General features: G+C 67.4%; 17 protein-coding genes. 8 read left to right on the forward strand and 9 right to left on the reverse strand.

What is annotated here, in order from left to right; all coding sequences use genetic code 11:
• Positions 1-28: 28 nt before the first annotated feature.
• Genes ACEN9O_RS23245 through ACEN9O_RS23255 form a run of 3 tightly spaced genes read left to right on the forward strand, consistent with a single transcriptional unit; the run spans position 29 to position 2,642 of the window.
• Positions 29-733 carry an SURF1 family protein gene (locus tag ACEN9O_RS23245; RefSeq protein WP_495614169.1) on the forward strand — a complete coding sequence of 235 codons (705 nt, stop codon included), beginning with the start codon at positions 29-31 and terminating at the stop codon, positions 731-733.
• A complete protein-coding gene (locus ACEN9O_RS23250; RefSeq protein WP_495614170.1) occupies positions 734-2,110 on the forward strand; it encodes an ATP-binding protein in 1,377 nt (458 codons plus the stop codon).
• A complete protein-coding gene (locus ACEN9O_RS23255; RefSeq protein WP_495614171.1) occupies positions 2,100-2,642 on the forward strand; it encodes a response regulator transcription factor in 543 nt (180 codons plus the stop codon). Before ACEN9O_RS23250 ends, ACEN9O_RS23255 begins: the two co-directional genes overlap by 11 nt.
• 94 nt (positions 2,643-2,736) lie before the next feature.
• Here ACEN9O_RS23255 and ACEN9O_RS23260 read toward each other — a convergent pair whose 3' ends face one another.
• Positions 2,737-3,954: a M56 family metallopeptidase gene (locus tag ACEN9O_RS23260; protein WP_495614172.1), complete on the reverse strand. Its 1,218-nt coding sequence runs from the start codon at positions 3,952-3,954 to the stop codon at positions 2,737-2,739.
• A complete protein-coding gene (locus tag ACEN9O_RS23265; RefSeq protein WP_495614173.1) occupies positions 3,941-4,321 on the reverse strand; it encodes a BlaI/MecI/CopY family transcriptional regulator in 381 nt (126 codons plus the stop codon). Before ACEN9O_RS23265 ends, ACEN9O_RS23260 begins: the two co-directional genes overlap by 14 nt.
• A 79-nt stretch (positions 4,322-4,400) precedes the next feature.
• Here ACEN9O_RS23265 and ACEN9O_RS23270 point away from each other — a divergent pair, with 79 nt between their 5' ends.
• Positions 4,401-4,991: a 2'-5' RNA ligase family protein gene (locus ACEN9O_RS23270; RefSeq protein ID WP_495614174.1), complete on the forward strand. Its 591-nt coding sequence runs from the start codon at positions 4,401-4,403 to the stop codon at positions 4,989-4,991.
• Between the two features lie 19 nt (positions 4,992-5,010).
• Positions 5,011-6,150, forward strand: a complete 1,140-nt coding sequence (locus ACEN9O_RS23275; protein ID WP_495614175.1) for a putative peptide maturation dehydrogenase — start codon at positions 5,011-5,013, stop codon at positions 6,148-6,150.
• An 18-nt stretch (positions 6,151-6,168) separates the two neighbouring features.
• On the opposite strand, the gene ACEN9O_RS23280 is transcribed toward ACEN9O_RS23275, so the two are convergent.
• Positions 6,169-6,423, reverse strand: coding sequence for an NHLP-related RiPP peptide (locus tag ACEN9O_RS23280; RefSeq protein WP_495614176.1), 255 nt, complete (start codon positions 6,421-6,423; stop codon positions 6,169-6,171).
• Positions 6,424-6,541: 118 nt separating this feature from the next.
• Positions 6,542-11,572, reverse strand: a complete 5,031-nt coding sequence (locus ACEN9O_RS23285; RefSeq protein WP_495614177.1) for a response regulator — start codon at positions 11,570-11,572, stop codon at positions 6,542-6,544.
• Between the two features lie 122 nt (positions 11,573-11,694).
• Here ACEN9O_RS23285 and ACEN9O_RS23290 point away from each other — a divergent pair, with 122 nt between their 5' ends.
• Positions 11,695-12,663 carry a 2-hydroxyacid dehydrogenase gene (locus ACEN9O_RS23290; RefSeq protein ID WP_495614178.1) on the forward strand — a complete coding sequence of 323 codons (969 nt, stop codon included), beginning with the start codon at positions 11,695-11,697 and terminating at the stop codon, positions 12,661-12,663.
• A gap of 15 nt (positions 12,664-12,678) precedes the next feature.
• Here the strand turns inward: ACEN9O_RS23290 and ACEN9O_RS23295 are convergent, their stop codons facing one another.
• The 5 genes from ACEN9O_RS23295 to ACEN9O_RS23315 form a co-directional block, all read right to left on the reverse strand.
• Positions 12,679-13,461, reverse strand: coding sequence for a GGDEF domain-containing protein (locus ACEN9O_RS23295; RefSeq protein WP_495614179.1), 783 nt, complete (start codon positions 13,459-13,461; stop codon positions 12,679-12,681).
• The gene (locus ACEN9O_RS23300) at positions 13,461-13,847 is read right to left on the reverse strand and encodes a DUF1987 domain-containing protein (protein WP_495614180.1); all 387 of its coding nucleotides are present in this window, start codon (positions 13,845-13,847) and stop codon (positions 13,461-13,463) included. Before ACEN9O_RS23300 ends, ACEN9O_RS23295 begins: the two co-directional genes overlap by 1 nt.
• Before the next feature lie 18 nt (positions 13,848-13,865).
• Positions 13,866-14,423, reverse strand: a complete 558-nt coding sequence (locus tag ACEN9O_RS23305) for a SiaB family protein kinase (RefSeq protein ID WP_495614181.1) — start codon at positions 14,421-14,423, stop codon at positions 13,866-13,868.
• A gap of 11 nt (positions 14,424-14,434) precedes the next feature.
• Positions 14,435-15,649: a SpoIIE family protein phosphatase gene (locus ACEN9O_RS23310; protein WP_495614182.1), complete on the reverse strand. Its 1,215-nt coding sequence runs from the start codon at positions 15,647-15,649 to the stop codon at positions 14,435-14,437.
• Between the two features lie 113 nt (positions 15,650-15,762).
• Complete coding sequence (locus tag ACEN9O_RS23315) at positions 15,763-16,020, reverse strand: hypothetical protein (protein ID WP_495614183.1); 258 nt, start codon at positions 16,018-16,020, stop codon at positions 15,763-15,765.
• Positions 16,021-16,207: 187 nt separating this feature from the next.
• Between ACEN9O_RS23315 and ACEN9O_RS23320 the strand changes: the two genes are divergently transcribed.
• Both ACEN9O_RS23320 and ACEN9O_RS23325 read left to right on the forward strand, forming a co-directional pair.
• Positions 16,208-17,851 (forward strand): methyl-accepting chemotaxis protein, encoded by a 1,644-nt coding sequence (locus ACEN9O_RS23320; protein ID WP_495614184.1) that lies wholly within the window; start codon positions 16,208-16,210, stop codon positions 17,849-17,851.
• 49 nt (positions 17,852-17,900) lie between these two features.
• The gene (locus tag ACEN9O_RS23325) at positions 17,901-18,764 is read left to right on the forward strand and encodes a type 1 glutamine amidotransferase domain-containing protein (RefSeq protein ID WP_495614185.1); all 864 of its coding nucleotides are present in this window, start codon (positions 17,901-17,903) and stop codon (positions 18,762-18,764) included.
• The last annotated feature ends 9 nt before the right edge of the window (positions 18,765-18,773 follow it).

Raw genomic sequence — 18,773 nt, forward strand, 5'->3', positions numbered from 1 at the left:
CGTCATCCTGGCCCTTGCGGCCGGGCTGATGTTCGCAGGGTTTTTTGCTTTGGGGACGTGGCAATTATTCCGCCTGCAATGGAAGCTGGCGCTGATCGAGCGCGTCGAGCAACGCGTGCACGCGGCGCCGGTGGACGCGCCCGGCGTGACGCAATGGCCGCAGCTGAACGCCGAGGCGGACGATTACCGCCGCGTGCGCGTCAGCGGCCACTACCTGAAGGGTTCGGATACGCAGGTGCTGGCCTCGCTGGACCGGGGCATCGGCTACTGGGTGCTGACGCCGCTGTGCACCGCCGACGGCGCCATCGTCATGGTCAACCGGGGCTTTATCCGCGCCGGTTCCGGTGGCTGGGCGCCACAGCCAGCGCCGCCGCCCGCCGCGGCCGATGCCTGCGCTGCGGGCGGCGATGCGGTCACGGTCACCGGCCTGCTGCGCCTGGGCGAAGTCGCCGGCCGTCTGCGCCAGAATGAGCCGGCCCGCAACTACTGGTACACCCGCGACGTGCAGGCCATCGCCCGGGCGCGCGGTCTGCCGGCCGTGGCGCCGTACTTCGTCGATGCCGACGCCGGCGCGGCGGTCGCAGAGGGCGAGCCGATCGGCGGCCTGACCGTGGTTTCCTTCGTCAACAACCATTTGGTTTATGCTGTCACCTGGTACGCGCTGGCGCTGATGGTCGCCGGGGGCGCCGCATGGGTCGTCCGCGAAGGGCGCAAATCAAAGACTAAAGCGTAAATGGCCAGGAAAAACGACAATCCGTACGACAGGGGCCGGCCGAATGCGCCGGTGATCGAACCGCTGGCGGCGGTGAAGGCGTCGGCCAACACCATCACCCACGCGGCCGGCCACAAGAACATGCAGCAGCTGATCCAGCTGCGCTGGATCGCCGTGGTGGGCCAGATCACCACCATCTTCGCCACCACCATGGTGTTCGACGTGCGCCTGCCGCTGCCGGCCATGTTGAACGTGCTGGCTTGCCTGATCGCCTTCAACATCGCCAGCACCCTGCGCTGGCAGGAAAACCAGGTGGTGTCCAACAGCGAGCTGCTGCTGGCGCTGACGGTGGACATCGCCAGCCTGACGGCGCAGCTCTACCTGAGCGGGGGCGCCACCAATCCCTTTGTGTTCCTGTACCTGCTGCACGTGATCCTGGGCGCGGTGCTGCTGGAGGCATGGTCGACCTGGACCATCGTCGGCGTCACCGGCACCTGCATCGCGGGGCTGGCCTTGTTCTCCGAACCGCTGGCGCTGCCATTGGACCACGGACGCGGCATCTTCAGCCTGTATGTGCAGGGCATGCTGATCTGCTTTGTGCTCGATGCGGCGCTGCTGGTGGTCTTCATCACGCGCATCATGAGCAACGTGCGGGTGACGGCGTCCAAGCTGGCGGACCTGCGCCAGCGCGCGGCGGAGGAAGACCATATCATCCGCATGGGCCTGCTGGCATCGGGCGCGGCGCATGAACTGGGCACGCCGCTGGCGACGCTGGCGGTGATCCTCGGCGACTGGCAGCACATGCCCGAGTTCAAGGCCAACGCCGTGCTGCTGGAGGAAATCGTCGAGATGCAGACGCAGCTCAAGCGCTGCAAGTCCATCGTCAGCGGCATCCTGCTGTCGGCAGGCGAGACGCGCGGCGAATCGTCGGCGGCCACCACCATCAACACCTTCCTGGCGGACCTGGTGGCGGAATGGCGGGTGGGGCGGCCGGTGGTGGAGTTTGAATTTCAAAACCGCATCGTGCCGGATCACCCGGTGGTATCGGACTCGACGCTGAAGCAGATGATCTGCAACGTGCTCGATAATGCGCTGGAGGCATCGCCGCAGTGGTTGCGGATGGAGGCCAGCGTGGAAGAGGAACAACTGGTGCTGCAGGTGATGGACGCCGGCCCGGGCTTCGCGCCGGACATCCTGGCGCAGCTGGGCAAGCCGTACAATTCAAGCAAGGGGCGGCCGGGCGGTGGCCTGGGCCTGTTCCTGGTGGTGAACGTGGCGCGCACCTTGGGCGGCGCGGTGACGGCGTCGAACCGGGCGCAGGGCGGGGCGCTGGTGCGCCTGACGCTGCCGCTGTCGGAGATTGAAATTCAACCGGAAACGAATCAATATGACTACTGAAGAAGAACGCGTACTGTTGCTGGTCGAGGACGACGCCGCCTTCGCCCGTACCTTGGGACGTTCCTTTGAGCGGCGCGGCTACAAGGTGCTGCTGGCCGAGAACGTGGACGAAGCCAGCGCGCTGCTGGTCGATCACTCGCCCGGCTACGCGGTGGTGGACCTCAAGTTGAAGGGCAATTCATCGGGCCTGGCCTGCGTGCAGATGCTGCACCAGCACGACGCTGAAATGCTGATCGTGGTGCTGACCGGCTTCGCCAGCATCAACACGGCGGTGGAAGCGATCAAGCTGGGCGCCTGCCAGTACCTGGCCAAGCCGTCCAACACCGACGACATCGAAGCCGCCTTCGAGCACGTGGCCGGCGCGGCCGAGCTGGAACTGACCAACCGCGCCACATCGGTCAAGACGCTGGAGTGGGAGCACATCCACACCGTGCTGGCCGAGACCGACTTCAACATTTCGGAAGCGGCGCGGCGCCTGGGCATGCACCGCCGCACCCTGGCGCGCAAGCTGGAAAAGCAGCGCGTCAAATAAAAGCGGGGTCAAGTCTGACATTCGGACACGAGGTCAGCCGTAGAGCTATCTACAGCAGGGATCGTGTCCGAATGTCAGACTTGACCCCCCATGTTTACTGCGCGAGTTGCGTGACCGTTAGTTGCATTTCCATGTGGGTCTTGTCATCGAGGTCGATCTTGACCGTGGCGGGTTCGCCCAGCGCCACCAGCAGGCCCGGTTGGCCGACCGGCTTGCCGGCGTGCTTGACGACTGCGCTGATGAACATCTTGCCGTCGCCGGTCGGCTTAAGCACGAATTGAGTCTCCCATTGCTGCGCGCCTTCGCCGCTGCGGATGGTGGCCGGTTCGCCGCTGCGCGCATGCAGGTGCGGCGTGCTTGCGGCGCCGTCTCCATTCAATTTCACTGCGACGTCGTAGAGCGGGCCGCCGGGTGCGTCCTGCGCCGCCCAGGCGGTCCAGCTGCCGGTTGCGATGGCGGCGGCGATGACGATGCGGCCGGTCAGACGTAGAGCATACGGCGTGGCGTGGTTCAGGCTCATGATTCTCTCTTTCAGTGGATGGGCGGATTGCCATTGACATGCAAGCGGAGCGTCGCTGGCGGATAGCTGGGTCTTCAGCATGGCGGTGGCGTAGCAGCGGCGCGCGTGCGGGTGGTTGCGGACCACCGCGGCGTCGCAAGCCAGTTCCTGGTCGGTGCGCATCAGGCGGTCGGCAACGTGGATCAGGGGATTGAACCAGTTCAGGCAGCGCAACGCGGCGCTGGCGGCGTTTGCCAGCGGGTCGCGGCGCCTGGCGTGGGTGCGTTCGTGGTCCAGTATCAGGTCGCGCTCGATCGGCGTGTAGCGAAGATCGAAATCCGCCGGGACCACGATGATGGGCCGCCACAGGCCGACCAGTGCGGGGCCAGCGCACAGGCACTCCGCATTGGCGATGTCGCCGCGCCGTGCGAGTTTGCCCAGGCTGCGCACGTAAGCGCGTTGTTGGCCCATGAGGCGCGCCGCGCAATACAGGGCGCCGGCCAGCCAGGCCAGCAGAATCAGGGTGTTTGCCGGCGCTGACGAAGCCGCCGGCGCCAGCCCACGCATTGCTGCTGCCAACGGCCGAACAGTGGCGGGTGCGTGCAGCGCGAGCACGCTGCCGGCCGGTGCGGCGGGCAGCAGCGCGGCCAGTCCGCACAAGGGCACGGCCAGCCACGCCGCATAGGCGACCCCGGGACCGAAGCTGCGGCGTAAGGGCTGGCGCAGCGCCATCACCACCACGGCGGCCACGCTCAGGGCTCCGGTGGCGCGCAGCAGCATGGACAGCAGCGTGTCGATGTCATTTGCCGTCATCGAGCTCTCCAATCAGGCGCTTGAGTTCTTCCAGGTCCGCTTTGCTCAACTTGCGGTGACGGCTGAAGTGCGCCACCAGCGGCGCGAGGCGGCCGTCGAACATGCGATCCAAAAAGCCCTTGCTTTCGCTGTGCAGCCATTGCTCGCGTGTGAACACCGCCGAGTACAGATAGCGCCGCCCATCCTTCAATACCTTGACCGCGTTCTTGCGCAGCAGCCGGTTGAGCAGGGTCTTGACGGTGGACTCCTGCCAGGCGCGCTCGCTGCCGATTGCGGCGGCGACTTCCTCCGCGCTGCGCGGACTATGCGCCCAAAGCGCCTCCATGACGACCGATTCGGCTTCGCTGATCTGTGGGATGGCTTTCATCGCTTTCTTCATTTACAAGTGTAATCGCTGCAAATGATTACAGTTGTAATCGACACTGTCAAGCGTTAAACTGCCAGGCATGACACAACAGACCTTATTGCCGGGTTTCGAACCCGAACCTCAGCTGACGGACCGCATCTTCTTCGCGGTCTTGCCCGACGCCGGCGCCATCGCCCGCATCCGCCAGCTGACCGCCGAGCTGAAGACCGCGCACGCCATGCGCGGCCGGCCCATCGCCGATACGCGCCTGCATGCCACGCTGTGCAACCTGGGCGACTTCCCCGGCATGCCGGACCGCCTGGTGGCGCTGGCGGGGCAGGCCGCCGCTTCGGTGGCCGCGGCAACGGCGCCTTTCACCGTCAGCTTCGACGTCGCCCAGACCTTCATCAACCGCGCCCGCAACCGGCCGTTCGTGCTGACCGGCGGCGATGGCACGACCGGCCTTGGCTCCTTATATAAAAGTCTCGCAACGGCCTTGCTCAAGGCGGGCCTGCCCGGAAATCCGCCGGGCTATACGCCGCACGTCACGCTGCTGTACGATGATGTCACGGCACCGCCGCAAGCCGTCGTCCCCGTTGAGTGGACGGTGCGCGAGCTGGTGCTGGTCCACAGCCACATCGGCCAGAACCTGCCTTACACCGCTCTGGGACGCTGGAGCTTGCAAGGCTAACTTTCAAGGTGAGTCCACTATGCTGATCAGACGTTGCGCCGTGTTGTTCCTGGAACCCCGCGAGGATTTGGATATCGACTGGTCGGCGTTGTTTGCCGGCGATGGCCCGCTCGGCGCATCCATCCGCTGGATGGCGCTGGCGCCGCATCTGGGCGAGGAGGTGGAAGTCTCCGCGGACGAGGTTGAGGCGCTGGGCGGCATCGGCCTGACGCTGTGGCAGGAAAGCGCCGACTGCGCCGCGCAGTACGGCGCCGCCGTCATCGCCCGCCTGCTGGAATGCGGCCTGCTGATCGGCGACGACGCGCGCTTCCGCGAGCGTGACGAGGTGCTGCGCTCGCAGAACTGGCGGCCGCTGTCGGCCGCCGCGCACATCTTCAGCCGCTGGGGCGATATGCGGGTCGACAAAGGCATGCAGTTCCCCAGCTTTGAAGAGCTGGTGGTTTCATATGGCACGCCGCCCGGTCCGGCCATCGAGTGTTGCGCCGAGGGCGAGGCCATCGCGCTGCCGTTTCCCGAGCGTGCGCGGCTCGACGACACCCTGTTCCAACGCTACACCGGCCGCAACTTCGATCCGGCCGCCGTGCTGCCCGTCGCCACCGTCGCCCGCTTATTGCAGCGCGCCTTCGGCTCGCAGGGCGAACGCGAAATGGCGCCCGGCGCCTTCGTGCTGAAGAAGCTCAGTCCTTCGGCCGGCGGCCTGCATCCGGTCGAGGCCTATGTGCTGGCGCAGCGCATCGAAGGCGTCGCGCCCGGCCTGTATCACTATCATCCGGTACGTCATGCGCTGGAGCCGCTGGCGGCGATGGATACCACGCAAACGGCGGAACTGGCGATGCGCATGGTGGCCGACCAGGATTGGTTTGTCGATGCGCCGATGATGGTGGTGCTGGCGGCGCGGGTGGAGCGCAATTTCTGGAAGTACCGCAATCACGCCAAGGCCTATCGCGCGCTGCTGCTGGACGCGGGCCATCTGTCGCAGACCTTTTATCTGCTGGCGACGGAGGCGGGAATGCCGGCATTTGTGACGGCGGCGGTGAACGAGATCGATATCGAGCGGGTATTTGGGCTCGATCCCTTGAAGGAGATGGTGATCGCTGTGTGCGGTTGCGGACAGGCGTCCGGCGCGCAGGACACGGTGGAAATGCGCTACGAACCGTGAGCGATCCCCGGGTATCGCTTAACGCTGGCCGGACAGGAAGAACGGAATCGCGCCGGCAGCGTTTTCCAGCTTGCCCTTGATGGCGTGGCGGCTGGCGATGAAAACTTCCTTGGCCGGCAGGCTGCGCAAGGCTGGGATCTTGTCGGCGTCGAGCTTGATGCCCAGCGTGCCCAGCGCCAGTTGCGGATCATTCAGGAAGCTGGCGCGGAACGCGTCGTCGCCGGACAATTTGGACAGCAGCAGATCGAGATCTTGCGGGGAATGCGTGGCCATGTCGTTACCTTTCGTGTGGGTTTAGGGAAATCTCGCGTGTCGAAACGCAAGTTCATCCTAGGCCAAAGCCGAAATGATCTCAAGCATCTTTCGCATGCGCCTTGCAACTCGCAAATTGCTAGGTAGTCTGGGCCAGGTCGGCCATCCTTGCATCTTGCTCAAGCATGTCCTGATGCGCACTTCCCATCACGATCCCGAACGACTCGGCGAATGCGTGCAGCAATTCGGTCAGCCCAGAGGGATCGTCCCGTAGCCGGTCTTCCAGCGCGGTGGCGGTTTCAAATAATTCCGTTGCCGAGATATTACCGGCGGCGCCGCGTATCTTGTGCACCAGCTCGGCCGCTTCCAGAAAATCGCCGTGGTGGATTGCATCTTGAATCTGTTGCAAACTCGCACCAAAATCCTGGGCGAATATGCCAAGCAGCCGTGACAGCAGGCCGCCGTGCTCGCCCAGCCGCGCCATCGCCGCTTCCAGGTCGATGCCGCGCCGCGCGCTGGCGGAGGCGGTGTGGTCGGAATGGCGGGCCGGCGCCGGCACGGCGCTGTCCTGCCGGCTCAGGTCCGGCTCGACCCAGGTCGCCAGCACGGCGTACAGGGTGTCCGGGTCGATCGGCTTGGTGACGTAGTCGTTCATGTCCATCGCCAGGCAGCGCTCGCGGTAGCCGGCCACCGCGTGCGCGGTCATGGCGATGATCGGCAGCTTGCCGTGCTGTTCGTCGGCGCGGATCAGGGCCGTGGCCTGGTAGCCGTCCATGTCCGGCATCTGGATGTCCATCAGCACCGCGTCGTAGTCGCCGGCGGCGGTCATGCGCGCCGCCTCCTCGCCGCTGTTGGCCAGGTCCACCTTGACGCCTGCGCGTTGCAGGATCTCGCTGGCCACCTGCTGATTGATGCTGTTGTCGTCCACCACCAGCACGTGCGCGCCGCGTATGCGCTGCACCGCCACCGACGGCGGCGCCGCCAGCTTGGCGACCGGCTGGCCGCTCTCCAGGCCCAGCGCCGCCAGCACCGCGCTGCGCAGCAGATAGGGATTGGCCGGCTTGTCGAGGAAGGGCATCAGGCGGCTTTGCTCGGCGGTCTGGCGGTTATGCTCGCGCGCGTAGGCGGTCACCATCAGCACCGCCGGCACCGCCGCCAGCGGCGGCTCCTCGGCCATCAGGCGCAGCGTCTCGATGCCGTCCAGGTCGGGCATGTCGGCGTCCATCATCAGGATGTCGTAGTCCTCCTGCTGCATCGCCGCCACCGCCGCGCCGCCCGAGGCCACCGCGCGCGCCTTCAGGCCCATGCTGGCCAGCTGGACTTTCATCATGTGGCGCACCGCTTCGCTGTCGTCCACCACCAGCACGCGCTTGCCCAGCACCGACGGCGGCAGCGGCGCCTGGCGCGGCGTCTGGTCGGCGGCCGGTTGCAGCGCCACCGTGAAACTGAAGCTGCTGCCGACGCCAGGCTCGCTGTCGACCTGGATCACGCCGCCCATCTTGCGCACCAGCTGCTGCGAGATCGCCAGCCCCAGTCCGGTGCCGCCGTACAGCCGCGTGGTGCTGGCGTCGGCCTGGGCGAAGGCCTGGAACAGGCGCGCCTGCTGTTCCTGGCTGATCCCGAGGCCGCTGTCCTCGACCACGAAGCGCAGCGCGATAGAGTTGTCCGCCGGGCCGCCCGCCGGCACCGCCGCCGCGTGATCGCGTTCGACGCGCAGCTCGATGTGGCCGCGCGCGGTGAACTTGAGCGCGTTGCCGACCAGGTTGACCAGGATCTGGCTCAGGCGCAGCGGGTCGCCCAGCAGGTTGGACGGCACGTCCGGCGCGGCCCAGATCACCAGCTCCAGCCCGCGTTCGGCGGCGCGCCACGCAAACAGGTCGGCCAGCTGGCTCAGGGTGTCGGGCAGGTCGAAGGGCAGGGCCTCCAGTTCCAGCTTGCCCGATTCGATCTTGGAGAAGTCCAGTACGTCGTTGATGATCTCCAGCAGGCTCTGGCCGGCGCGGCCGATCTTGCGGAAGTAGTCCAGCGGCTGCGGCGGCAGGTCCAGGTGGGTGCCCAGGCCGGCGAAGCCGAGGATGGCGTTCATCGGGGTGCGGATCTCGTGGCTGATATTGGCCAGGAAGTCGCTCTTGGCGCGGGTGGCCGCTTCGGCGTTGGCGCGCGCCTGCTCCAGCAGCCGCAGCGCGCGCGCCTTCTGGTAGGCCGATACGAACGGCTCCTTGAGCGCCTTGAGCAGATCGAGGTCGCTGGCGGCGAAGGCCGCCCGGTACTGGTAGTTCTCGAACACCAGGTAGCCTTCCACCTGGCCGTCGATCACCACCCGCACCGCCAGCAGCGCGCAGACGTCGCCGGGCAGCGAGTGCTGGTGGTGGACCTCGAAGATGTCCGGCGCGATCATGCTGCTGGCCGGCGCGTAGCGCAGCTCGGCCTGGCGCAGGTCGATGTTGTAGGTGTCGGCCGCGGTGTCGATGCGGCCCCAGGCCGCGCGCAGCGTCAGCGTCTCGGTGCCGGCTTCGCGCACCAGCGCCACCGCCGAGTCGATGCCCTGGATGACGGTCGATTCATGCAGGATGGCGTGCAGCAGCGCGTCGAAATCGAGCTGCTCGTTGATCGACTTGACGATGGCGTTGAGCTTTTCAAGGTGCTGGGTGCGCGAGTAGACCAGCGCTTGCAGCACCTCGCCCTTGTGGTGCAGCTGCCGCAGGCGCCAGCGCACCAGCGCCCAGGCCAGCGCGCAGACGGCCAGGAAATATCCCAGCCGCGCCCACCAGGTCTGGTGCCAGGCCGGCAGCACCACCACCCGCAGTTGCAGTTCATCGCTGGTCCACTGGCCGTCGCGGTTGCTGCCGCGCAGGCGCAGGCGGTAGGTGCCGGGCGGCAGGCGGTTGTAGCTGGCGATGCGGCGGCTGGCGTCGACCTCCACCCAGCGCTGGTCGAAGCCTTCCAGCAGGTAGGCGTAGCGGTTGTGCTGCGGGGCCGAGAAGTCCAGCGCCGCCAGCTCCACTTCGAAGTTCTGGTTCTCCGGTTTCAGCGTCAGCGTCGGCCCCTGGTCGCCGGCCAGCCGGTCCGGGGTCAACGCGTGCTGGTCCACCCGCACCGCGCTGATGACCAGCGGCGGACGATAGCCCCAGTCGTTCAGCCGCCCCGGATAGACCACCGCCATGCCGGCGGTGGCGCCGAACACCAGGTCGCGTTCCGGCGTGACGGTGCTGGCGCCGAGGAAGAAGGTGCGGAAGGCCAGGCCGTCGGCGCGGGTCAGCGCGCGCGCCTTGAGGCTGGCGGCGTCGATCACGGCGATGCTGTCGGCGGTGGAGGCCCAGACCCGGCCGACGAGGTCGGACTGCAAGGCCGTGATGCTGCCGGTGGCCAGGCCCGCCGCGGTGCCGATCCGCGCGAACTGCGGCGCGCCCTGCGCATCGCGCCCGGTCATGACGCAGATGCCGCCGCCGTAGGTGCCCACCCACAGGCGGCCGCGGGTATCGAGCACCAGCGAGCTGATAACGGCTTCCGACAAGGCGGTCGGCTGGCCGGGATCGGCGCGGATCTGTTCCACCTTGCCGCTTTCCGGGTCCAGCCGGTTCAGGCCATCGCGGGTGCCGATCCACAGCGCGCCGTCGACGTCCTGGATCACGGCGTGGATGCGGTTGTCGGTCAGGCCACCGGCATCGGCCGTGCCCTGCGCGTAGCGCCGCACGGTGTTGGCCTTGGGGTCGTAGCGCAGCAGGCCGTCGAAGGTGCCCAGCCAGAGTTCATCCTTTTGGCGCAATATGGTGCCGATGCGCGGATAGGCACTGGCCTGCGGCAGCGGCACGCGGCGCACGCCGCGCGCCTGCCCTTGCGTGCGGTAGAGGCCCAGCTGGGTGCCGATCCAGGCGTCGCCGGCGTCGGCCTCGGTCATCGACAGGACCATGCGGTTGGGCAGCGCGGTGTCGGGATGGGCCGGGTCGGGGCGCAACGCGGCGCGGCGCGCGCCGTCCGGGCGCACGATGTCGATGCCCTGGTCGGCCAGCGCGACCCAGACCTGGCGCTGGCTGTCGGTCATCAGGGCGCTGACGCCGGCTTCCGGCGCGCCCTCCGCGCCGAACACCGAATCGACGCTCTCGTTATGCGGATCGAACATGTCGACACCGCGCTCGGTGGTCACCCAGATCATGCCGCTGCGGTCGCGCAGCAGGGCGGCGGTGCGGTCGTTGCTGAGGCTTTGCGCCACCGCCGGCTGGTGCAGGATGCGATGGCCCTTGCCGTTGCGGTACTCCACCAGGCCGCCGCCGTAGGTGCTGGCCCACCAGGTGCCGGGCGTGGTCTCGATCACCGCCAGCACCATATTGCCCTGCATTTCCCTGACCCCCGGGATGCCGAGGATGCGGCCGTTGTCCGCGCCGGCGTCGACCAGGCCGATACCGCTTTTGAGCGTGCCGAAGGCGATCTGTCCGAGGCTGTTCTCGCCCAGCGACATGACGGTGTCGCTCCAGCCGCCGCGGCCCTCGCCGGTGACGGCCACCTGGGCGATGGCGCCGCCCTCCCTGAGCCGGGCCAGCCCGGTGCCGGTGCCTATCCACAGCGTGCCGGCGCGGTCCATCAGCAGCGAGCGGACCTGGTTGTCCGGCAGGCCGGGATGCTCCTCGTGGGTGTAGCGGCGCAGCGTGCGCTCGACGGTGTCGTAGTACTTCAGGCCCTCCGAGGTGCCTATCCACAGGTTGCCCTTGGCGTCGCTGGCGATGGCGTTGATCTGGCCTTTGCTCAGCTCCTCGATGGGACGGGTGAATTGTTCGCGGCGCTGGTCGAACATGGTGATGCCGGCGGTGGCGGTGCCCACCCACAGGCGGCCGCGCACATCGACGTGCAGCGCCTGGATAAAGTCGCCGGGCAGCGCCATCAGGGACGCGCTGTCGTGATGGAAGCTACGCATATGATAGCCGTCCCAGCGCGCCAGGCCGGCCTGGGTGCCGACCCAGATATAGCCGTCGCCGTCCTGCGCCAGCGCCATGCCCACCGGATGGGGCAGGCCTTGTTCCAGGCCGAGGTGCTCGAACAGGGGCGTGGCCAGCTGGTCCCAGCGCTCCGGGCCGGCGACAGCGACGCCGCACAGCATCATGCAGGCGGCCAGCGCCGCGCGCAGCCAGCGGCGGGCGGCCAGACAGGTGGGCAGGGTGGGGGCGTGGTCGTTCAAATCGGGGCGCGCTCCTGATAGGTAGCTTCCAGCATACGGAAATGCCGGCAGAAAGTCTACGCAAAGCCACGCGAAACCTGCGCCGCCGTATGCACAATCGGCACAATCGGTACAATCGCCACATGGACCATGAAACCAATATAAAGCCGGAGATACTGGTGCTGGCCGCGAGTCCGTCGGCGGGCGTGATGGCGCAGCTGGAGCGCGCGTTCCATTGCCACCACCTGTGGCGCCAGCCCTGCGAGGCCCAGCCCGATTGGCTCGCCGGTGTGGCGGAGCGCATACGCGGGGTGCTGACGACCGGGGCGATCGGCATCGGCCCGGCGCTGCTGGCGCAGTTGCCGCGGCTGGAGATCGTCGCCGTCAACGGCATCGGCGTCGACGCGGTGGCGCTGGATGTGACCCGCGCGCGTGGCATTTTTGTCACCAATACGCCTGGCGTGCTGACCGAGGATGTGGCGGACCTGGCCTTGACGCTGCTGCTGTCGGCCGCGCGCCGGCTGCCGGCGCTGGAACGGCACGTGCGCAGCGGCGCCTGGGAGCGCGGCATGCCGCTGGCGCCGACCCGCGCGCTGCGGGGCAAGGTGTGCGGGGTGTTCGGTTTCGGCCGCATCGGCCAGGCGGTGGCGGCGCGGGCGGCGGCGTTCGGGATGCGCACGCGCTACTTCCAGCCGCGCGCGGTGGACGGGGTGGCGGTCGTGCGCTGCGCTTCGCTGCTGGAGCTGGCGCGGGCCAGCGACTATCTGGTGGTGTGCGCGCCCGGCGGCGCGGCCACGCGGCATGCGGTCGACGCGGAGGTGCTGGCGGCGCTGGGGCCGGACGGCACGCTGGTCAACGTCGCGCGCGGTTCGCTGGTGGACCAGGAGGCGCTGATCGCCGCGCTGCGCGACGGCACGCTGGGCATGGCGGCGCTGGACGTGTTCGACAACGAGCCGCATGTGCCGGCCGCGCTGCGCGAACTGGAGAACGTGGTGCTGACGCCGCACGTGGGCAGCCTGACGGTGGAGACCCGCCACGCGATGGGGCAGCTGGTGGTCGACAACCTGCTGGCTTACTTCGGCGGCCGGCCGCTGCTGACGCCAGTCGCCTGACCGCTTCAAGCCGCTTCAGGAGTGGCAGGGCGCCGCGGTGTCTTCGGCCGCCGGCGGTGTCCCCGACGGCGGCGGCAGCTGCGTGTGCAGCTTGACGCAGTTGCGGCCGGCGCGCTTGGCGGCGTACAGCGCCTCGTCGGCATGGCTGTAGGCGGTTTCGAAGCTGGTGCCGGCGCGGTTCCAGCTGACGCCCACGCTGGCCATGATCTGGCGGTCGATCGGCGCGGCGAACACCTGGTCGGCGATGGCGTCGCAGATGCTGGCCCCGACCCGCATCGCCTCGTCGACGGCGCTGGTCGGCCACACCACCGAGAATTCCTCGCCGCCGACGCGGCCTATCGCCACCGTGGGCCCAAGCAGCGCCTGCAGGCAGCGCACCACGGTCTGGATCACGGCGTCGCCGGCCGGGTGGCCGAAATCGTCGTTGATCCATTTGAAGTGGTCGATATCGAGCACGATCAGGGCCAGGTCGCCCTGCTCCAGGCAGCCGGAGGCCTGCTCGATGACGGCGGCGCGATTGAGCGCGCCGGTCAGCGGATCGTGGGTGGCGCGGTATTCCAGCTGCTGCGCCAGTTCGTGCAGCTGGCGGTTCATCTGGTTCATGTCCAGCTCCGCGCGGTCGCTGCGGCGGATCAGGCGCCGGCTCTCGCGCATCAGGCGCTCGTAGTGGACGATCATTTCGGCCAGCGCCGCGCGGGCGTCGGCGCGCGGATCGGCGTGGGCCGCCCTGGCGTTGGCCAGCGCCGCGCTTTCCAGCGCAAACAGATCGGCTTCTTCGCGGCCAGGGATGGTCATCATCAGTTGCTCACCGGGTGATCGCGGAAGTCCAGCGCGCCGAAATCGTCCTGCAATTCCTGGCCGAATTCGAGGATGGTGTCGTCGTCCTCGTCGTGGTACCAGTTCAGGCGCACCTGGTTGCCGGCGATGGCGGCCTGGTTCAGCGCATCGAAGAAGGAGAACAGCATCTTGGTGCTGGAGCTGTTGAAGTAGGCCAGCGAGACGTTGACGGTGATGCTGGCGTCGGCGCAGCCATCGAGCCACGCCTGCACGCGCGCGATCAGCGGACCGTAGAAGGCGGCCGCGTTTTCGGGATAGGACTCGCCCTTGATCGATAGGGTGTGCTGGTCGAAGCGGAAGTCGATTTCCGGCGAGGTGGGCGAGGCGCTGATGAAGAGTGGTTCCATAACTGTTCCAGTACTGATTTAAATGATCGCTTTGATGCAGAACACCGTGCTGTCCGGGTGGTGCGCCTCCTGCACGAACTCGAACTCCAGCGGTTCGCTGGCGTCGCGCGCCATGGTCAGGAAGCCCAGGCCCGCGCCTTTGCTGTCGGCCGGTGTCTCGTCGCGCAGCGCCTTTTTGTAGGCGGATTTGATCTCTTCCATCGTCATCGTGTGCAGCGGCTCCAGCCGGCTGCGGATGCGTTCGACGTTGGCGTTGTCGACCGGGTTGGCGCACAGCAGGAAGAAGCTGTCGTCCTTCATGCCGATGCAGAAGGAGCCGCGCCGCATCTGCTGGTCGCTCTGTTCGTGCGGCGTCAGCGCGTCCGACGAGTAGTGCATGATGTTCTGCGACATTTCGACGAAGGACGAGAAGATGCGGCGGCGCGTCGGCCCGGCTGCGCCGGCCGTGTCCAGGCGCGCCTTGATGGTCTCGGAAATGGCCGCCACCACGTGCTGCGAGAAATAGCCGACGTAGAAAAAGATGATGTGGCGCTTGCGGGCCACGTCCCAGAAATCGTTGAATTCTTGGTACAGCAAAATCGGTGCTCCTATGGGCGGAAACAGAAAAAGGTCAGGTCGTCGCGGCGCGGCTGCCCGCCTTGCCAGGCCCGGTGGTCGGCCAGCATGGCGTCGCTGACGTCGCGCGCGCCGGCGCCGCGCCGGGCCAGCATCACGTCGCGCATGCGGCGCTTGCCGTAGGCGATTTCCCTGGGGCCGCCGATCTGGTCGATCAGGCCGTCCGTGGTCAGGAACAGCAGGCTGCGCTCCGGGATGGCGATGACCTTGTTGGTCCAGGCATAGTCCAGCGGCGTGTCGACGTAGCCCACGCCCATGCGCTTGCCGTCCACCGTCTGCACCGCCTGCTGGTCCGGGTCGAGCTGGAACAGCGGCAGCTTGGCGCCGGCGTAGTGCAGCTGGCGGCTGGCGTTGTCGAACCACAGGAAGGCGGCGTCCATGCCGTCGTTGGAGGCCGGCGCGCCGTGCTGGCTGTGGCGCTGGTCGACCTGGCCCAGCATGCCCTTGACGCCGCGATTGACCTCGGCGATCAGCGCGGCTGGATCGCGCGGGCCCAATTGCTGCAAGGCCTGCGCCAGGGTCGACGAGGAGATCAGGGTCATGAAGGCGCCCGGCACGCCGTGGCCGGTGCAGTCGGCGATGGCGGCGAACCAGCCGTCCGGGTAGCGCGCGAAGTGATAGAAGTCGCCGCCGACCACGTCGCGCGGCTGCCATTCGAGGTGGGCGTCGCGCAGGGTGGCGGCCAGCGCCAGGTCGGAAGGGCGCAGCAGCGAGCGCTGGATCACGCTGGCGTAGTCGATGCTGTGCATGATCTGGCGGTTCTTCTCGGCCTGCATATTGGCCACCACGTTCATCAGCTGCAGGCCGAAGCCGACGCCGGCCAGGCCGCCGTCGCGGGTGACGATGAAGCCGTCGGCCAGCGCCTTCTCGCCCGATTCGACCGCGCGGAAGGTCAGCGCCTCGATGCTCATGGCGGCATCGACGATCAGCGGTTCCTTGTCCATGAAGGCGATGCAGCTCTTCTTGCCGTACAGCTCATGGTAGAAGGGCTTGGACATCTGCGACATGAAGATGTTGCGGCTGATGAGGCCGATGGGGCGCTCGCTTTCCAGCACCGGCAAACTCATCAGGTCGCGGCGTTCGGTGAACAATTCCAGCACGCTGAAATTGCTGGTGTCGGACAGCACCGAGACCGTTTCTACGCACAGGTCGGCGGCGACGGACAGGCGAAAACGGGGCAGGTGCAAACGAGAGGCGTTGAACTCCACGGCCAGTAACCTTTGGTTGACTACAGTGCCGGTAATGCTAATAGGAAATTGTTACGAGCCGATTACATCTTAACCAAAAGAAAAGAGTGTTATCAGTCTGCGCACAAGGACAGCATGAAGCTCAGGTGCTGGCTGATGGCGCCGCGTTCGGCGGCCAGGTGCAATTCCTCGCTCTCGGCGGCGAAGTCGTCGCGGATGGCGTGGCACTGCGCCAGCGTGGCGTCGAGCGAGCGCAGCATGCCGTGCAGGCCGGCCTCGTTGTACCAGATGTGCAACAATTTACTCAGGGCAAGCAGAGCTTCTTGTTCGGATTGCAGCAGTTCGGCTTCGGCGGCGGGGAGAGGGCTCACGATTTCCAAGGGAAGCAAGTGGTAAAAGCAGTATATACGGATTTGCCAAAATATTGCTCTTGAAAAATATCTATTGTTTCCTAATAAATACATTTGAATTAGTTTCCGCATGGTAATAGCGCGGTCACATTCGGCGCGTATAGTCGGCTCCATCTTGTGCGAACCGCACTTCTCTTATTGAAACGCCATGAATATTCCCCGACTCAACACCGCTGTCCGCGTGATGGCCTCGTTTGCCGCCCTGTTGTTGCTGATGGCCTGCATGTCCGGCGTGGCGCTGTGGCGCCTGCAGACAGCCAACGACACCACCTCCAACCTGGTCAACCAGAAGCTGGCCAGGCAGCAGCTGACGTCCGAGCTGCTGGGCATGACCGAACTGAACGGCTTGCGCGCCACGTCCATCGCCCGCAGCGACAGCCTGGAAGTGGCCGACATCTTCCAGGCCCAGCTGGACGCGGGCGACAAGCTGGCCGCGGCCATGGAAGCCAAACTCGCGGCCATGCCGGCGCAGGGCGCCGAGGCCGAACTGCTGCGCGCCGTGGCGGCCAACAAGAGCGTCTACCTGGCGCTGCGGGCGCAGCTGTTCAAGCTGAAGGACAGCGGCCGCACCCAGGAAGTCGGCGATCTGCTGGACAACAGGATGGCGACCGTGTTCGGGGCCTACACCGGCGCGCTGGGCAAGTTGCTGGCGTATCAGACCCAGCAAGCCAGGGCGCTGGCCGACGAATCGGCCAGCCAGTTCCAGGGCAGCCGCGCGATGCTGGCCGGGTTGGGCCTGGCGTCGCTGGTGCTGGGCGCTGGGCTGGCGCTGGCGCTGACCCGCAGCATCGTGCGTCCGCTGACGCAGGCGGTGGCGCTGGCCGAGCAGGTGGCGGCCGGCGAGCTGCATGTCGCCATCAAGCACGGCCGCAACGACGAGATCGGCCAGCTGTTTGACGCGCTCAGCCACATGACCGGCCGCCTGGCCGATACCGTCGGCCGCGTGCGCGACGGCGCGGTGGCCATCGACGCCGCCTCGCGCGGGATCGCCAAGGGCAATATGGATTTGTCGCGCCGCACCGAGCACCAGGCCGGCGCGCTGCAGGAGACGGCGTCGGCGATGGTGGAGCTGACCTCGGCGGTCAGGCAGAACAGCGGCAACGCGCGCCAGGCCAACCACCTGGCGGTGTCGGCGTCGGCGGTGGCGGGCAGGGGCGGCAAGGTGGTGTCCGAGGTGGTGCAGACCATGGCCAGCATCAACGCCTACGCGCACAAGATCGTCGACATCACCAGCGTGATCGACGGCATTGCCTTCCAGACCAACATCCTGGCGCTCAACGCCGCCGTGGAAGCGGCCCGCGCGGGCGAGCAGGGCCGAGGCTTCGCGGTGGTGGCGTCCGAGGTGCGCAACCTGGCCCAGCGCGCGGCCAGCGCGGCCAAGGAGATCAAGCTGCTGATCAACGAGTCCGCCGAGCGCATCGCCAGCGGCAGCGAGCTGGCGCAGGCGGCCGGCGCCACGATGGAGGAGATCGTGCTGAGCGTGGAGAAGGTGACCGGCATCATGTCGGCCATCAGCGCCGCCAGCGCCGAGCAGGAGCACGGCATCGAGCAGGTCACCGCCGCCATCGGCGACATGGACGATGTCACCCAGCAGAACGCCGCGCTGGTGCAGGAAGCCGCGGCGGCGGCCGATGCGATGCAGGACCAGGCGCGCGAGCTGGCGCAGCTGGTGGGCTCGTTCAAGGTCGATGCCGACGGCTGGAGCCGGAGCGACGTGCGCGCTTTCCCGGCCGCCGCGCCACGCCCCGTCTTGCCGGCGCCGCAGACCGCGGGCCTGCGTCGCGCCGCCTGAGGGCCGCATTGACTGTAGAATGAACGCGTGCCGACCACGCGTTCATTCCATGACTGATTCCCGCCGCATCCTGATCCCGATTCCACTGCGCGACTTCGACCCGACCGAGGTCGCGCTGAGCTGGCGCATCCTGCGCGACGCCGGCCACCATATCGAGTTCGCCACCGTCGATGGCACGCGCGGCCATGCCGATCCCCTGATGCTCAGCGGCGAAGGCCTGGACCCGTGGGGCTGGCTGCCCGGCCTGCGCAAGCTGCGGCTGTTCGGCCTGATGCTGCGCGCGGACCATCACGGCCGCCAGGCCTACGCCGCGCTGGAGCTGGATCCGGCGTTCCTGCAACCCAAGCGCTTCCAGGACCTGGGCGTGGCGCAGTACGACGCCTTGCTGCTGCCGGGCGGCCATGCCAAGGGTATGCGGCCCTACCTGGAAGACCAGGTCTTGCAAGCGTTTGTGGCGGACTTCTTCGACAGCGGCAAGCCGGTGGCGGCGGTCTGCCACGGCGTGCTGCTGGCGGCCCGCGCGGTCTCGCCGCGCACGCAACGCTCGGTGCTGTACGGCCGCAAGACCACGGCGCTGACCTGGAAACTGGAACGCAGCGCCTGGGACTTGACGCGCTTCCTGGCCCGCTTCTGGGACCCCGGCTACTACCGCACCTACGGCGAAGACAAGGGCGAGCCCGCCGGCTATTGGAGCGTGGAGCAGGAGGTCAAGCGCGCACTGGCGTCGGAGTCCGATTTCATTGACGTCCCGCGCAGTGCGCCGGACTACTTCCGCAAAACGGGCGGCCTGGTGCGTGATCGCGCCGGCGACGACCGCGCGGCGTGGGTGGTGCGGGATGGGAACTATCTGTCGGCACGCTGGCCGGGCGATGTGCACACCTTCGCGCGCCGCTACGCCGACATGCTGGCGTAGCGGCGGTGG

This window comes from Duganella sp. Dugasp78 (assembly GCF_059491455.1).

What these genes read in the sequence shown, in the direction of transcription:
- ACEN9O_RS23265 (WP_495614173.1), bottom strand. Translation starts at nt 4,321, where the DNA reads ATGAAAGCCATCCCACAGATCAGCGAAGCCGAATCGGTCGTCATGGAG.
- ACEN9O_RS23300 (WP_495614180.1), bottom strand. Translation starts at nt 13,847, where the DNA reads ATGGAACCACTCTTCATCAGCGCCTCGCCCACCTCGCCGGAAATCGAC.
- ACEN9O_RS23280 (WP_495614176.1), bottom strand. Translation starts at nt 6,423, where the DNA reads ATGGCCACGCATTCCCCGCAAGATCTCGATCTGCTGCTGTCCAAATTG.
- ACEN9O_RS23270 (WP_495614174.1), top strand. Translation starts at nt 4,401, where the DNA reads ATGACACAACAGACCTTATTGCCGGGTTTCGAACCCGAACCTCAGCTG.
- ACEN9O_RS23255 (WP_495614171.1), top strand. Translation starts at nt 2,100, where the DNA reads ATGACTACTGAAGAAGAACGCGTACTGTTGCTGGTCGAGGACGACGCC.
- ACEN9O_RS23290 (WP_495614178.1), top strand. Translation starts at nt 11,695, where the DNA reads ATGGACCATGAAACCAATATAAAGCCGGAGATACTGGTGCTGGCCGCG.
- ACEN9O_RS23275 (WP_495614175.1), top strand. Translation starts at nt 5,011, where the DNA reads ATGCTGATCAGACGTTGCGCCGTGTTGTTCCTGGAACCCCGCGAGGAT.
- ACEN9O_RS23295 (WP_495614179.1), bottom strand. Translation starts at nt 13,461, where the DNA reads ATGATGACCATCCCTGGCCGCGAAGAAGCCGATCTGTTTGCGCTGGAA.
- ACEN9O_RS23320 (WP_495614184.1), top strand. Translation starts at nt 16,208, where the DNA reads ATGAATATTCCCCGACTCAACACCGCTGTCCGCGTGATGGCCTCGTTT.
- ACEN9O_RS23325 (WP_495614185.1), top strand. Translation starts at nt 17,901, where the DNA reads ATGACTGATTCCCGCCGCATCCTGATCCCGATTCCACTGCGCGACTTC.
- ACEN9O_RS23260 (WP_495614172.1), bottom strand. Translation starts at nt 3,954, where the DNA reads ATGACGGCAAATGACATCGACACGCTGCTGTCCATGCTGCTGCGCGCC.
- ACEN9O_RS23250 (WP_495614170.1), top strand. Translation starts at nt 734, where the DNA reads ATGGCCAGGAAAAACGACAATCCGTACGACAGGGGCCGGCCGAATGCG.
- ACEN9O_RS23245 (WP_495614169.1), top strand. Translation starts at nt 29, where the DNA reads ATGTTCGCAGGGTTTTTTGCTTTGGGGACGTGGCAATTATTCCGCCTG.